This window comes from Bacillus sp. FSL R5-0585 (assembly GCF_038004545.1).
Lineage (GTDB): Bacteria > Bacillota > Bacilli > Bacillales > Bacillaceae_G > Bacillus_A > Bacillus_A cereus.
In genome coordinates, this window is record NZ_JBBORJ010000001.1 from 2,306,632 (window position 1) to 2,322,085 (window position 15,454).

The window sequence follows — 15,454 nt, forward strand, 5'->3', positions numbered from 1 at the left end:
TATTTTGTTACTATTTATGCCAACGCTAGTAAGCGTATGGCTTCTTTTTTGATATTGATAGCTGCGTTATAATCACGGCCGATTGTGAGTCCACACGAACACGCATACATGCGTTCACATAATGGCATTTCTTTTTTATTTCTACAACGACTACACATCTTTGTAGAAGGAAACCATTTATCTATTTTTAGAAGCTGTTTTCCTTGTTCTTGCAGCTTATATTCTAAAAATGTCGTGAACATCCTCCAACCGTTGTCCGCTACACTTTTACCAAAGCGAAGTGCTCGTGACATTCCTTTCATATGTAAGTCTTCAATTGCTACAACTTCAAAATTCGTAGCTAATTCTTTAGACTTGTGATGAAGAAAATTTTTACGTTGATTGGCGACCTTTTCATGCAACTTCGCTACACGAATACGTTGTTTATTCCAGCGCACTGAACCTTTCACACGCCTTGCTAATACTCGTTGTGCCTTCGCTAATTTGTCTAATATCTGATGATAAAAGCGAGGATAATTGGCTTTCTCATCTTCGCTACTCACGTACAATTCAGCCATTGCGAAGTCTAATCCAACTACACGTTCTACTTCTTTTGGAGTGATTTCTTTTTCATATTCGGTCAAAATAGACACGTAATACTTACCAGTTGGTGTCATCGAAATCGTACATGATTTGATGATATGATTTGGCAGGATCTCTCTATGTTGCTTCAGTTTCACCATTTTCAATTTTGGTAATTTGATATAACCATGAAATAACATAATATTTCCGTTTACTCGATTCGTTGTATAGGATTTTCTACTCTTTTTATTTTTGAATGTAGGAAACTCACTTTGACCACTAAAAAATTCTTATACGCAGTTTGCAAGTTTAATTGAGCGTTGGCCAATGCCAATGAATCAATTTCTTTCAACCATTCATACTCCACTTTATATTTCGCAGGAGTAGGGAATTTTTGTTTCTTCAGCTCTTCCTTGTTCGCTTTGTGTTTTTCATATATTTCTTTCCGTTCAGCCAGCATTTTATTATACACAAAGCGTACACATCCGAACGTTTTACATATGAGATGTGCTTGTTCTTCTGTTGGATACAGACGAAATTTATACGCCTTATTCTGCTTTGGCATATCCATTCACCTCATTTTCCGCTTCATTTCCCATAAGCTATGACGGTGATCACACAACCTGAACACTACAAGATTATTATCTACTTTCATTGTTATACCAAACTTTACCTCTTATAAGACTGATTATATCAGGGGCGAAATAAATAGGAAACTCAAATGTTTGGCTACGCCAAATCGACATTCATCCCCCACCTACCGCTAGACTATCGTCTTTCACACGCCTCTGGGAGGATACTTCTTTCGGATAATACGTTAAAAGGGGCCCTACTACATACCTAAAGTATCCCACCCATAATCGTTATGAAAATATATCAAAATAAAACTAGTTGCTGCGTAAAATGTAGCCCCCTTCATCATCTTTCCCTTTGTTTTACTAAAGAAAGAAGCATACCTTTCATCCATCCATACTAAACGCACCTTCACTCGCTTGTTTAAACGTATCAAGCGCTGTCACAATATGAACAATAATTCCACCTAATACTAATAGCCCTACATAAACACGTGTATGGAGATCAATTGAATGCTCTATCATCCCAGAAAGTACAAATAACGTGCTTTAGGGAATAAATATAGAATTAAAAACATTACTTGCAAACCATATAACACTAATTCAATCCTAACAATTACCTTATCAAACAAGGTAGTATAATAATCCATTCCTCCCACAAAAATAATAACCATAAATAATGAAGTATAAAATATCGTTCCGAGCATAAAACCCGTAGCACCTACAGGACTTAAACGTCCTTGACATGTCATCCTAAACTTATCTAAATCTTCTTCTTTTATATCCCACACCCTGACTCTTCACCCTCTATACAGTTTAAATAATTTTCATTCACTTCAATTCTATTTCACTCTTATTTACTTTCCGGTTTGGATTTTGTATTTCGCTTTCGAATTCTCCCACGCATTCTCTCATTCTCTTCCCATGACATATTAAATGACTTGAATTTAAATCTACAGTACACCAATAGTTGAAATTCTGCCGCTCCAATGGCTACTGTATACAGTAAAACAATACCTACCGCATAAAGAACTAAAACATCAATTCCATAACCATTATGAAAATATATCAAAATAAACAGGATTAGCACATATATTGTAGCCCACTTCATCACATCTCCTTTTCTTTTACTAAAAAATGAGATGGATCTTTCATCCTTACTAAACGCACCTTCACTCGCTTGTTTAAACGTATCGATAGTTGTCACAATGTGAACAATGGCTGCTCCTAGGAATAACATACCTACATATAGTAATGTAATTCTGTCAATTGAATCCTCCGAAATTCCAGGAAGAACTAACGCTGTAAATGTTATTGTACCTAATTGAAATGCATATAATAATACAACGAGCGTTTGTAACTTTTGAAATTTATAACGTGCTTTTGGAAATGAATATAGAATTAAAAAGATGAATTGTAAGCTATATAAAACAATTTCAATTTTAACAATTGTTTTGTCAAAGAAAGTATTATAATACTCCAAGCCCCCCATAAAAATAAAAAACATAAATACTGAAGTATAAACTATCCCTCCAATAAAGAAAACCATAGCCCCCTCAGGACTTAAACGATTATTACATGTCATTCGAAATTCATCTAAATCTTCTTCTTTTATATTCCACATCCTGGCTCTTCACCTCCTATACGTTTCAATTATTTTTCGAACACTAAAATTCTATTAATATATTATTTATCCCGCTTTAATGGGCAGTAAGACCCCCACCTCAAAATGCAGCGAAAGCAAAGAAGTTAGGTGGGGGATCAACTGCCCATAAAAGTCCGATTGGTTCAACTAATAATCAGTGGGGGATGAAGAAAACCCCCACTGATTAAAGTTTCACTTTATTTTTCGTTTTGAATTTCTTATTTCGCTTTCGAATTCTCCCACCCATTCTCTCATTCTCTTCCCATGACATATTAAATGACTTGAATTTAAATCTACAGTACGCCAATAGTTGGAATTCTGCCGCTCCAATTGCAACCGCATACATTAATACAGTTCCCACTCCATACATAACAAAAAAATCAATTGAATAATCATTTTGAAAATACATCAAAATAAGTAGTATTAATACATATATTATAGCCCCCTTAATCATAGCTCCTTTTGTCTTACTAAAAAAAGAGGTGGATCTTTCACCACTACTAAACGCACCTTCACTTGCTTGTTTAAATGTATCTAGCGTTGCTACAATATGAATAATAACTGCCCCTACAAATAGTAGCCCAGTATACATCCTACCAGTTGAATTGTCAGCCATTTCAGAGACAATCGAAACTACAAATAATATCGTTCCAAGCTGAAACGCATATAATAATATAACGAGCGTTTGTAACTTTTGAAATTTAAAACATGCTTTCGGAAATAGATATATAATTAAAAATATAATTTGAATACTAAATAACACAATTTCAGTTTTAACAATTGCTCTATCAAAAAAATTGTTGTAGTAATTCAAATCACCTACAAAAATAATAAACATAAATATTGAAATATAAAATATTGTTCCAAGCATAAAACCCGTAGCACCTTCAGGACTTAAACGGCCTTGACATGTTATTCGAAATTTATCTAAATCTTCTTCTTTTATTTTCCACACCCTGACATTTTACCTTCTATACAGTTTAAATAATTTTCATCCACTAAAATTCTATTCCATTCTTAATATTTTTAAGTACATAGATTTTTGTACAACTAAATTCAGATAATCTTTTAGGTATATCATTACCATATTAATTACCATAATCATCTAATCAGAATGCTTTTTGATGGTTCAAGTAGTGTCTTTTTTCCTCAAAAGTTCCAAATATTCTTCTTTCAATTAAGTATAACCGTCTTCTTGTCACCTTCATCCAATGCCTTTATTAGACTCTCATACTCTATTTTGATTTACCAAAACTATACGCGCTCAGTAAAACATAACTGTTATCACAGTAACTATTTTTCACTACCCCTTTACTCATATCTTCACAACATTTATCGTTCTCAAAATTCAATTAAAATATATTATTTTTGATTTATATACTCTTTTTCATAATTTACATATTCTTTTTTGGAACTTTGATTATTATCTTCCCTGGTATGATAATATGTTGAAATCTCTTGATTGCGTTTTATAAGCTTATCTTCTTTTTTTTCTTCATAATTTACCGATATTGTTATTTGTGTTATTCTCATTTGATTTTCTTTTGTATCATTAGGCGTATTAAATTCAATCATCAATATTGCAGAATCAAATTTATCATATTTTAAATTTAACTTATCATTCATGATGTTTTTAAACTGTAATTCAGTTAAATCATAGCTTATTATGCTCGGTTCACTAGATCTTTTTGTACCTTCACTCGGTTTCAATTTACTAAGTTCATTTAATCCTCTAAACATTAATTTTACATATGAAACATTCATAGCTTGATCCTGGGCTACTGAACGGGATTTTTCATTTTTTAAATTTGTACTATAGACCGTTTCTTTTTTGTAATTTTGATTACTACCAACGTTTTTATCATTTTTTATATCAGTAACAACCTTTTGAGTTGTTTTCCCATATAAGTCGTCTTCTTTCACATTATATACTCCATGGGTTGTTTGATATATTATCCTGCTATGTTCACCATCTTCTTTTTCTTCATAAGTACTGTCGCTAGTCTCTTCTTTCACATATGCATATCCATCATCACTCGCAGACATAACCGTCTTCATATCACCTTCATCCAATGCCTTTACTAATCTCTCATACTCTATCTTCGTCTCCCCAAAACCACATCCACTTAATAAATTTGCTATTATTGACAGAACTATTATCATCTTGGCTTTCTTCTTTAACTTCATACTGACACCCCGTTGATTTCTCTAGGCATTTTTAAGTTCATTATGTTCCTTTTTGGAAAGTAATACATTTCACTTTTATTTACTTTTCGTTTTGGATTTTGTATTTTGCTTTCGAATTCTCCCACGCATTCTCTCATTCTCTTCCCACGTAATATTAAATGATTTAAATTTGAATCTACAGTACACCAATAACTGGAACTCTGCTGCACCAACGGCTACTTTGTACAGTAAAACAGTACCTATTACATATCCAATAAAAGTATCAATCGCATAATCATTATGAAAATAAATCAAAATAAGTAGGATTAATGCGTATATTGAAGTTACTTTCATCATAGTTCCTTTTGTTTTACTAAAAAAGGAAGCGGATCTTTCATTCATGCTAAATGCACCTTCACTTGCCTGATTAAACGTATCAATCGTTGTCACAATATGAACAATCACTGCTCCTATAAATAAGAAACCTACATATACCAATGTAATCTAACTTTTTAAGTACATTCATCTTTGTGTAACTATATTCAGATAATATTATCTCTATATTAATTACCGTATATAATCAGAATACTTTTGATAGTTCAAATAGCCTTCTTTCTCCTCAAAAGCTCTAAATATTCTTCTCTCTTTCACTTAACCATATCCCTCATACTCTATTTTTGTTTCTCTGAAATTGCACTCACTTAGTAAAAACGTTACTGTCATCACAATTGTATCGAGATAATATAGCTTTAATTTTATCTTCAGAAAGGTGATAACCTCCCATCAACAATATGCTAGGAGGTTATTACAGTTATTTAAAATTTGTTTTTTATTTTAATGGATTCGATTTTTGCAAATAATAATGTTATTTAATTTGAGAGAAGCGAATACTAAAAACATACTGCTTAATAACTCGTAATTAAGTCTTTCCCCTCATATCTAGGGTCTTTCTCAACTTTACCATCTTTTGTTTTGATGACTTTTAGTCTACCTAACCACTCTGCTCCGTTATATGTCTCTTCACTTACCCATACATTATGCTTTTTACCATCTACCTCAACTACTAATGTGGGGTGTGTAAACATGAATTCCTTCTCTACATGCCTACCTACAATTTCTGCATGTAATGATGTACCTTCTTCAACTAATTTACTATTTTGATACCCTTCGATAATAGGTAATCCAATAAATACAAAAAATATCAGTCCAAATACGATTACTTTCTTCTTTGTACTCCATTTATTCTTTTCTTTCAATTCTTTCTGTCTCGCTTCTCTTTCTTCGCGTTCATCCAAACTCTCATTTAAAGCATCTTCCCATGCCTTAATTTCCGCTTCGATTTCTGCTTCAGCTCTTGCTAGTTTTTGTAATTGTTCATCGGTTGCTACCATCTCATATGAGTTATCTCCAACCAAACGAATTTCAGTACCATTTTCTTTTACTTTTCGCAAGTCTTTTTCTGTACAATTAAACTCTCGAATGATTTCCCCTTGTGTGTTTACCAATCTAACGTAAATGTTTTTTTTCTCCTTCTTCTTAAACATCTGCACTCCCCCTTATTTGTTTCCTATCATAGATAGCCCTATTGCAATTAAGAGAAAGAAAACGATAATAAGGAAAGTCTTCCCTTTGCTTACTTGTGTTGTAGAACCTTCCAAGACAGCCCATATAAAAATTGGAAAAAGAAGAATACCTAGAAGAATATCAACTAACTTTTTGCTACTCTTCTTTAGTGGTTTTTCTTCTACTATCGGTTTTATCTGAACAGCTTCTTTTCTTATTTGTTTCGGTTTCTTTTTCTTGCGTCTATGATTCACCCAACTTACTCCTTTTAGAATAACTTTTTCCTAACTATAAAAATACCGAAAGATCTCCATTTTCATCGTACAGGATAAAAAGTATAAATTCTCATTAATACCATTTTTCAAAACATCTATTTTATTTTTTAACAAACTCATTCCGCCACATTTTAAACTTAGCTGTAAATTGACCTTCAATTCTTCAAAACAAATCAGATCCCTTAGAATGATTTATTATTTTGAAAAGACTTTTCATAATTCATATAATCTTGCTTAGCTTCCTGATCATTATCCTTTTTACTACTAAAATTCACAGATATTTGCTGAGTATGCGTTAATAATTTTCCCTCACTATTTTTCTTTTCATATACAATTGAAATTATTAATTGTATTATTTGCATTGGATGCTGTTTCGTATCTTTAGAATCGTTAAAATTAAATACAATTGATGCTGTTTCAAAACTATCATATTGCAAATTCAATTTATCGTTAATTATTTCTTGAAATTGTGATTCCGTTAACGTAAAACCAACTGTATTTGGTTCATTAAATTTCTTTTTATTTCCATCTATTTTCAGTTGCAAACTCCCAACACCTTGCAATCTATTAAAAATTAGTTTTACATGTGAAACATCCAAGCTCGAATCAGTACTGTAACCCTTTCTATCTTTATACATGAACCTAGTGCTATATTTTTCTTCTTCTTTATATTTATTATCCTTATGTCTATCTTTTATGTTCTTAATATCACTTGTTATTTTTTGAGTGGTCTCTCCATACAATAAATTTTCTTTCAAATTATATATACCTTCAGTAGTTTGATATAGTGTATTATGAACTCTGTCATCACCATTTTTTTCTGTCGTAAAATCAATAACCCGTTCCTTCACATACGCATACCCATCATCACTCGCAGACATAACCTTTCTCATGTCACCTTCATCCAAAGCTTTGACAAATGGCTTATAATCTATTTGCTTTTCCCCAAAACCACATCCACTTAATAAACTTGCTACTATTGACAGTACTATCATCATCTTAGCTTTCTTCTTGAACTTCATACTGACACCCTTATTCAATCAAAATAAGCTTTCCTCTTTCCATTTTGGAAGAGGAAAGCTTATTTCCTTTTAAATTTATTTTTTTCCCTTTATTTCTAACTCTTGTGCTTGTTGTTGCTTTTTATTTTTTTCAATTACTTTTTCAACAAACTCATTCCGCCACATTTTAAACTTAGCTGCGAATTGACCTTCAATTTTATTTCGATACCCTTCAAATTTAACCTCTGCAATATCCGTGTGGTTAAATAATTTATACGTCTCTTCGGTTAAACCCACTGGATGCAACACTCCACCATAATCATAGAATGTGTTTTCATCAAGTAATAAACCTCTCGTAGTGATTACATACTCCACATCTTCCTCTTCTTTAAGACCCAATCTTACAACACTGCCTAAAGGTAATACTTTATCCATATAGTCTTTCATATTAATTCACTGTCCCTTTTAGTACGCTAATTTTCTCTTCTATTTTTTGTCTTTTTTTCTCTAATTGACGGATACGATCAATAAATGCCTCACGTGTTTTTCCTTGTAATGTACTATCAATACTACTCTCTAACCTTCTAATATCTCCCGTTAAAGATGCAGCTGCTTTTTCCAATTGCACTACAACGTTTATAATTTGTTCTCGTCCACCACTAGCTGGAAATGTACTATGAACTCTTGACATTATCGTATGTAAATCCACCTTCATACCCCTCTCTTTTAAATTTATAAACTTGGAGTTTTAATAATATGAAACTGCTCCTAATTCTTCGTCTTTTGCAAACATAGAAAATACCGCTTCTGAAACATCGTCGTTTAATTGTTTTAAATCTTTTGATAACTCCTTCACATCTTTAGCAATTTCACCTAATAAAGAACGGTTTATCCCCCTACTGTTATCATTCATAAAGAGATTTAACAATGAGTGACGATGACTTAATATATGTTCAGATACAATTGCAGCTACATTTGTATCAACTACAAAATCTCCTTTAAACAAATCTAGTAAATCTTGCACGTAAGAAGCTGCAACTTCTTTTGCAATATCTAAAATTTCACTTGTAGCTATATATACTACAACACTTCCAGCTAAAAAATTTATAGCAGTATTAAATACAGACTCTAATACTTCTAAAACTTTTTCCTTACATTTCGCTAAAGTTGTTTCAATCCATTCTACAGCGATATCTACCGCTCCTTTTATTTCAACTGTAGCCATTATACTAAATTGGATTGCTTCTGCTGTAATTTGAGACTTTAGTCCTTCATACTTTTTATTGAGATTATAAATACTTTCTGTCACTTGACCCTTTATTTTTCTATATTCTCTCCCAGCTTGTACAGCATCTGAATAGGTAAGTACCGCCCATAAAATCGATGAAATTGGTGTTCCTTGTATGATAAAGTTTATTCCTATACCTGCGACTTGTTCTTCCGCTAAAGAAACTTTTCTTCCAAACTTTTTATTTATAAGTCCTGTATAAAAAGCACCTGCCGATTGGGTAAACTCTACAAAACCTGGAATTATATCCCCTCCAGTATCATTAGTACTGGTTAATTTATCAAACCATATTAACTTGCCATGATTATCATAATCTTTCTTAGAAAAAACATAAGAATGCCATGCTTGGTTTGGAATTATATACATTCTCCCAGGTATTGTAAAGTCCGCCAATTTTATTCCGAGATGTAATGGATCCTTTTCGTTAATAACATTCCTAATATTATTCATATCAAATCCATTACCAAATTTATCAACATCACGGTTTAATACAGGTGCTGGATTTAATGTTAATGATTCAATATTATCTTCTTGGTGTCTTAGCGATACAGTATTAGCTATACCACCACCTAATGAATGCCCTGTTACACTAATTTTGGCAGAAGGGTTATCATGTTTAACCTTCAAATAAAATTCTTCTCCTTGATCATACTGTCTAACTGTAAAATCGTGTTCCAAATCACCTAACACTATTTTATTTGCACCTGTTATATTATGTCCTCCAATTTCACCATCTGTTATTGCATCCGTTACATCTTCTGTTCCTACGTACGTTATTATAATTTCCCCTGTTGTTTTATCTTCAAAAGCATACGCTGCAAATCCAGTATTTTCATCCACTTTATGATCTATATACTTTGCGTTAAAGTTTTCTTGTAATCTCTTTATATTTTTTTCGTCTGATTTATCATAAGGATATCTTCCTTCCCTAAAAGAATAAATATCAGTTCCAGACAGTTCTAATTTACCCCAATCAGAAGCTATCTTTAAATCCTTATCTTGCTCCTCATTGTTTTTCATTCCAGTTCCCCCTGTTTCTTAATCACTTTATATTTCCGTAACTCGCTTTATAATCTGAATATTCATTTTTTGCTTTTTGTTCATTATCTCCTTTTTTGTCAAAATACGTTTTTATTTGAACCATATTTTCTAATAAATTCCCCTCATCACTCTTTTTCTTATAATCTATATCAATACTTATTTGTAATATTTGTTTAGGTTTTTTTGCAGAATCAAGATGAATTACAATTGTTGCTCCCTCATATTCATCATATTGTATTTTTAGTTTGTCATTTAAAATACTTTGAAATTCTGATTCAGTTAGTCTATACCCAACAGTATTAGGCTGATCAAATTTCTTTATATTATCACCTGGTTTCATATTTAGTTTCCCTATCCCTTTTAAACGATCTACAATTACGTTCACATATGAAACATCCAGATTTGAATTTGGACTTTTCACCTGGCCATTTTCATACTTAACATTAGTACTATAAATAGTTTCCTTTTTATAATTTTCATTTGTCCTTTTTTGCTTATTATCTTCTATATCCGTAGCAATTGTTTGTATCGTGTCACCATATAAAATTTTATCTTTTGTATTATATACACCTTCCGTAGTTTGACGAATTGTTTTACTATGCTCTCCATCTTCCTTTTGTTCAAATGTACTATATATACCTCGTTGAGCCACATACGCATACCCATCATCACTTGCAGACATTACCGTACTCATATCCTCTTCTTCTAATGCCTTAACAAATCTCTCATACTCTATCTTTGTCTCTCCAAAACCACACCCACTCAATAAACTTGCCACTATTGACACGACTATCATCACCTTAGCTTTCTTCTTTAATTTCATACTGTCACCTCGTTAGTTACTCTAGGCATTTTTAGTTTCATTATGTTCCCTTTTTGATAGTAATACACTTCATCTTTACCTAATGGCGCTTCGTTGCTTATATATTTTATGTTGAAGATACTTTGATCATTTAATGGCATTGCGATAATTGCTGCTGTTAGCTTACTTCTCATTTTCATAGGTAGAGCTTCACGATTTCGGTCCATGTAGTCGTGGTGACCTGCTAATACAAAGTAAATGCCTACTGTACGAGATAGATCAATTAAAGTTGCTGCATCCTCCATTTCTAAATAAACAAATTTACTAAACTCTTCAACATTTGTCATGATAATGAGTTGTTTTGTGAATGCAGGAATTTCTCTACCTTCTTGTCTTGCTTGCGCTAATTCAAGAGCTCGTTCGCGAATTACTTCCATCCAATACTTCGCATGCATATTGATTTCATTTTCGTCTACAATGTAGTGCGTCACATCGTCTTTATATTGAACGAAACTATACTCTGCTGTATCCACCAACGTCACACTTTCAAAATAATCTTTATTCAATTGAGATAGGATGCTAGATACAATTTGTTTTCTCATACTATCATCTACACTATAAATCATTAAATGATCATTCACTGCAATATCATGAGCTACAACTTCTACGTTTGCAAAATCAAGCCCCATTGGAATTCTTGCTGCTTGTAGAGCTTTTGTAACGTCTTTATTTTTACGATAAGTAGCAATATCAATCACTTCTGGCATCATTGGAATTGCCTTCGGACGTTCTCCATCCCATTCTCGATCCATATCATTTGCTTCTTGTTGTAATAATTGAATTTGCTGTAATTCATCTTCTGCTTTCGTAGGTAGTGCAACCTGGAATAATGTAGGAGATTCTAGTTTTATTAACGCTCTTCCTGCTGTTTCTTCCACTTTTATATCAGATCTCCCTACAATACTAGCTACTTCACTTTGATCAATCATATATAGGCAAGTTTGGATTTTAATATTATTGTACAATTGAATTCTAAGTGCATTTTGTCGCCCTGCACTAATTAAGGTATGAATTCCTAAACTTGCACCATCTCGGACAATTTGCATAATTAGCATTTCAAAGCTTTCATAGAACTTCGCTTCTTTTACTGCATCATAATTGTCGATTGCAATAATAATATGTGGTATTTCTTTCCCGCTTGCCTTTTCATACATTTCAATATTTGCAACGTCATATTCACTTAATAATCGTTTACGATTTTTCATTTCTTGAGTTAATCTTTCAACAAACTTTAAACATTTTTCAGATTCATCAATCGTAATCGTATCCGCTACATGAGGTAATCCTTTCAAAGGTAGAAGACCATTTGTTCCAAGGTCCACTAAATACACATGCAAATGCTCCGGACTATGCTGACGAGCTACATCCATAATGACTGATTGTAAGAATGTTGATTTTCCGTATCCTGGGCTTGAGAAGACCGCTACGTGCCCGTCTTTACTAATATCTAATGTTAATGGTGTTTGTGATTGTAATTCAGGCTGATCTAGTAGACCAACTGTTGCTTGTAATGGTTTCTTTTCTTTCGTCCATGCTTCTTTGAACTGAATTGCATGTAAGTCTTGTAAATATACGCTTTCTGGAAGTGGTGGTAACCACGGTCTAGCTAACGCTTCAATTTCATTTATTTCTGCGTAATCGTGAATGTAGTCAATAACAGCATCCAGTTCAGATGGTACGCTTATTACTTCTTTACTGCTACCAAGTCCACTTAAGTCTTCACTTAATATTTCATATTGTCCTAGATCATTTATTGCATAGATTGTTGCGTCTAAATGTTCTTTATCCTCTTTGTTTTCTACATAGTCTGCTCCGCTCCAAGCTGATTGGAATAGTTCATAAATTTCATTATTCCCAACTTGTAAATAAGCACGTCCTGGTAATGTAATTTCAGCAGCATCTGGTGTTTTTAAAATTTCATTACTATCTGACGTATTTTGAACTTTTAATGCTAGTTTGAATTTCGAGTTACTCCAAATTTGATCATCTACAACACCACTCGGTTTTTGCGTAGCTAATATTAAATGAATTCCGAGTGAACGACCGATACGCGCTGTTGAAACTAACTCTTTCATAAATTCTGGTTGTTCTGACTTCAGTTCCGCGAATTCATCACTAATTAAAAATAGATGTGGCATCGGTTCACTTACTAAGCCTTCTTTATACAGTTTTTGATACTGATTAATATGGTTTACATCATTTTCGCCAAATAATCGTTGTCTTTTCTGTAATTCAGCTTTAATTGATGCGAGCGCTCTCATACTTTGTGCTCCATCTAAGTTCGTAATTGTTCCTAATAAATGCGGTAAGTTTTTGAATAAATTCGCCATTCCGCCGCCTTTATAGTCAATTAGTAAAAAGGCTACTTCGTACGGATGGAAATTAACTGCTAGAGATAAAATATACGATTGTATAATTTCCGATTTACCTGAACCTGTTGTACCTGCTATTAATCCGTGTGGTCCGTGTGCTTTTTCGTGTAAGTTTAAGTTTACGATATCTTCTTTACCACGTAATCCAAGTGGTACAGCTAAAGATTTATGCGCTGCATTTTTCTCCCAACGACTTGTGATATTCAATTCTTTTACTTTTTCAACGCCGTACATTTCTAAAAATGTTACGCTTTCTGGAATACTATTTTTTAAGTTTTGCAAATGATTTAATGGTGCTAATGCCCGTGAAATATCTTCTAAATTGAATCCTTTTGGCACATGATTTAGCTTAAATTGACGGTTAACAAGTTCTCCTTGCTCTAAGATGATGTTCCCTTGTTTTGCATCTCTTATATCTATTACCGTTTTCACATGCTCCGGTAAACTTTGCATAACATCTTGTACAAATACAAGTGATACACCTAATTGACTCGGATCATCATTAAAGAATTCCATAACAACATGGTCTAATATTAGTTTTTCATCTGTAATGAGAACGACATAGTGCGGTGCAAAGTACATTTTTTCATTAGTAGAACTTTTTTCATCTAGTTTTAATTTTCGTTCTTTCAATATTTGATACAAACTATTTAACACTTGATCACGGCTACGATCATGGTATACAAATCCACGTACATTTATATCGCGAACACTTCCATGAGGTAACCAGCGCATCCAATCCCATTTTTCTTTTTCTTCTTCCGGAAAAATAGTAATAAACTGCAAGTCATAATAACTATGGAATAAAGCCGTTTGTGCAACTAATAATTGTAATTGCTCTAACACTAAAGAGCGTTGGCCAATATAACCGACTGGTCCATTCATTAAATCTGTTACAACTGGTACATCTTCCAATGATAGATAACGCTGTCTTAGTTCACGTGCTATATCGATTAATTCATCTTTCGTTTGACTAAACTCTTCTTCATTAAATTGAATTTCAAAACTCGTATTAGCTTGTCCTGTTCCAACGCTAAATGTTAAGAAATCATGATGTAACATTGTTTTTTCATAAATTCTAGGATTTACTTGAACTGCCATATTACGTATTACTTCTACATTTGGATTGTGATAATGTAATGCGTGACGCTGTTTTTCACTTTCTGCATGTAAATCTTTCGTTTTTTGTTTTATATACTCTCTATAGCTTTTATCTCGTTCAACAATGTCGACTTTATATTGCTTCAAATTTTTAATATACGATGTGACAGAAACAATGATTGTTACTAATGTCATCGCAATCGATGCGATAATAAACATTCCATATTTCATGAAAATAGCAAGTAATACAGTTACGACAATCATGACAAGTGAAGGTGCAATGATCCTTGCTAAATGCTCCGTTGGTTTTGATGGCATACTTGAAGGCTTTGCAATTGTCATTTTCTCTTCTGGTTCACGGTAAATAATACGTGGTGAACGATGATAGTCTGGATAACCACTTTGATAATTCGTTTCTGATTCTACTAAAATAGGTAACGCAGATTTCACTTTATCTTCTGAAGAAAGTACTTGAATGTCTTCACTACCAATCTCCAATAAAATACCATCAAAATATAATACGTCTCCTGATTCCAACATAACGCTATCTTTTAACTTCGTATAATTATGAAATACATCCCCGCCATACACGTTCACTTTAAAAGAATCGTACAACGTTTCGCGAGATAGCATTAAATCTACACTAGTCCCGGTAATAGAAATATCATCGTAATCGTTTTGACTCACTGTAAGAGAATGTTTCGTTCCGATATCAAACACTTTAGTTGTGCCAACAATAGATATAAAGATTTTCAAGCTCACATCTCTTGTTTTCCCAATCTCAATTTCCTTATTGAATTCTATTAATTGATCCTGTACCATCCAAGCATTTACTTCATTATTCCACTTTAACTCTACTTCTTGTTCTAAACTTGGATTCGTAATATCATTTGTCCACTCTTTTCCAATCGACACTATTGATTGCTCATTTGGATGTAATGTGCACTTATATATTTTGTCTCCATAAGTCAATACTAATAGTTGCTCCATCCGTGTTCACTGCTCCT

General features: G+C 32.8%; 11 protein-coding genes and 5 pseudogenes. All 16 read right to left on the minus strand.

Going from position 1 to position 15,454, the window contains the following annotated elements:
• Positions 1-14: 14 nt before the first annotated feature.
• A pseudogene (locus tag MKY38_RS11765) lies at positions 15-1,126 on the minus strand (RNA-guided endonuclease TnpB family protein).
• A 276-nt stretch (positions 1,127-1,402) separates the two neighbouring features.
• Positions 1,403-1,924 (minus strand): annotated as a pseudogene (locus MKY38_RS11770) (hypothetical protein); the annotation flags it as partial.
• Between the two features lie 62 nt (positions 1,925-1,986).
• Positions 1,987-2,757 carry a hypothetical protein gene (locus MKY38_RS11775; RefSeq protein ID WP_000267102.1) on the minus strand — a complete coding sequence of 257 codons (771 nt, stop codon included), beginning with the start codon at positions 2,755-2,757 and terminating at the stop codon, positions 1,987-1,989.
• A gap of 205 nt (positions 2,758-2,962) precedes the next feature.
• Positions 2,963-3,733 carry a hypothetical protein gene (locus MKY38_RS11780; protein ID WP_242321092.1) on the minus strand — a complete coding sequence of 257 codons (771 nt, stop codon included), beginning with the start codon at positions 3,731-3,733 and terminating at the stop codon, positions 2,963-2,965.
• A gap of 218 nt (positions 3,734-3,951) precedes the next feature.
• On the minus strand, positions 3,952-4,023 hold the full coding sequence (locus tag MKY38_RS11785; RefSeq protein WP_117616460.1) for a DUF3952 domain-containing protein: 72 nt from the start codon (positions 4,021-4,023) through the stop codon (positions 3,952-3,954).
• A 117-nt stretch (positions 4,024-4,140) separates the two neighbouring features.
• A complete protein-coding gene (locus tag MKY38_RS11790) occupies positions 4,141-4,941 on the minus strand; it encodes a DUF3952 domain-containing protein (RefSeq protein WP_341050300.1) in 801 nt (266 codons plus the stop codon).
• Positions 4,942-5,040: 99 nt separating this feature from the next.
• Positions 5,041-5,448 (minus strand): annotated as a pseudogene (locus MKY38_RS11795) (hypothetical protein); the annotation flags it as partial.
• A gap of 401 nt (positions 5,449-5,849) precedes the next feature.
• Positions 5,850-6,488: a hypothetical protein gene (locus tag MKY38_RS11800; protein ID WP_114555982.1), complete on the minus strand. Its 639-nt coding sequence runs from the start codon at positions 6,486-6,488 to the stop codon at positions 5,850-5,852.
• Positions 6,489-6,500: 12 nt separating this feature from the next.
• On the minus strand, positions 6,501-6,761 hold the full coding sequence (locus MKY38_RS11805) for a hypothetical protein (RefSeq protein ID WP_001016543.1): 261 nt from the start codon (positions 6,759-6,761) through the stop codon (positions 6,501-6,503).
• A 203-nt stretch (positions 6,762-6,964) separates the two neighbouring features.
• A complete protein-coding gene (locus MKY38_RS11810) occupies positions 6,965-7,804 on the minus strand; it encodes a DUF3952 domain-containing protein (RefSeq protein WP_114555981.1) in 840 nt (279 codons plus the stop codon).
• A gap of 75 nt (positions 7,805-7,879) precedes the next feature.
• Positions 7,880-8,230, minus strand: coding sequence for a DUF4176 domain-containing protein (locus MKY38_RS11815; RefSeq protein WP_000656383.1), 351 nt, complete (start codon positions 8,228-8,230; stop codon positions 7,880-7,882).
• 1 nt (position 8,231) lies between these two features.
• Positions 8,232-8,492 (minus strand): hypothetical protein, encoded by a 261-nt coding sequence (locus tag MKY38_RS11820; protein WP_000363098.1) that lies wholly within the window; start codon positions 8,490-8,492, stop codon positions 8,232-8,234.
• A 39-nt stretch (positions 8,493-8,531) separates the two neighbouring features.
• Positions 8,532-10,091, minus strand: coding sequence for a lipase family protein (locus tag MKY38_RS11825; RefSeq protein WP_341049090.1), 1,560 nt, complete (start codon positions 10,089-10,091; stop codon positions 8,532-8,534).
• Between the two features lie 22 nt (positions 10,092-10,113).
• Positions 10,114-10,935: a DUF3952 domain-containing protein gene (locus tag MKY38_RS11830; RefSeq protein ID WP_100619980.1), complete on the minus strand. Its 822-nt coding sequence runs from the start codon at positions 10,933-10,935 to the stop codon at positions 10,114-10,116.
• Positions 10,932-15,161 (minus strand): annotated as a pseudogene (gene essC / locus MKY38_RS11835) (type VII secretion protein EssC); the annotation flags it as partial. The pseudogene essC and the gene MKY38_RS11830, both read right to left, overlap by 4 nt.
• Positions 15,156-15,437: pseudogene (locus tag MKY38_RS29300) on the minus strand (FtsK/SpoIIIE N-terminal domain-containing protein); the annotation flags it as partial. The pseudogenes MKY38_RS29300 and essC, both read right to left, overlap by 6 nt.
• Positions 15,438-15,454 lie beyond the last annotated feature (17 nt).

Excerpts from the sequence above, each read along its gene's own strand:
- MKY38_RS11775 (WP_000267102.1), bottom strand. The coding sequence starts at position 2,757 with ATGTGGAATATAAAAGAAGAAGATTTAGATGAATTTCGAATGACATGT.
- MKY38_RS11790 (WP_341050300.1), bottom strand. The coding sequence starts at position 4,941 with ATGATAATAGTTCTGTCAATAATAGCAAATTTATTAAGTGGATGTGGT.
- MKY38_RS11800 (WP_114555982.1), bottom strand. The coding sequence starts at position 6,488 with ATGTTTAAGAAGAAGGAGAAAAAAAACATTTACGTTAGATTGGTAAAC.
- MKY38_RS11810 (WP_114555981.1), bottom strand. The coding sequence starts at position 7,804 with ATGAAGTTCAAGAAGAAAGCTAAGATGATGATAGTACTGTCAATAGTA.
- MKY38_RS11815 (WP_000656383.1), bottom strand. The coding sequence starts at position 8,230 with ATGAAAGACTATATGGATAAAGTATTACCTTTAGGCAGTGTTGTAAGA.
- MKY38_RS11825 (WP_341049090.1), bottom strand. The coding sequence starts at position 10,091 with ATGAAAAACAATGAGGAGCAAGATAAGGATTTAAAGATAGCTTCTGAT.
- MKY38_RS11830 (WP_100619980.1), bottom strand. The coding sequence starts at position 10,935 with ATGAAATTAAAGAAGAAAGCTAAGGTGATGATAGTCGTGTCAATAGTG.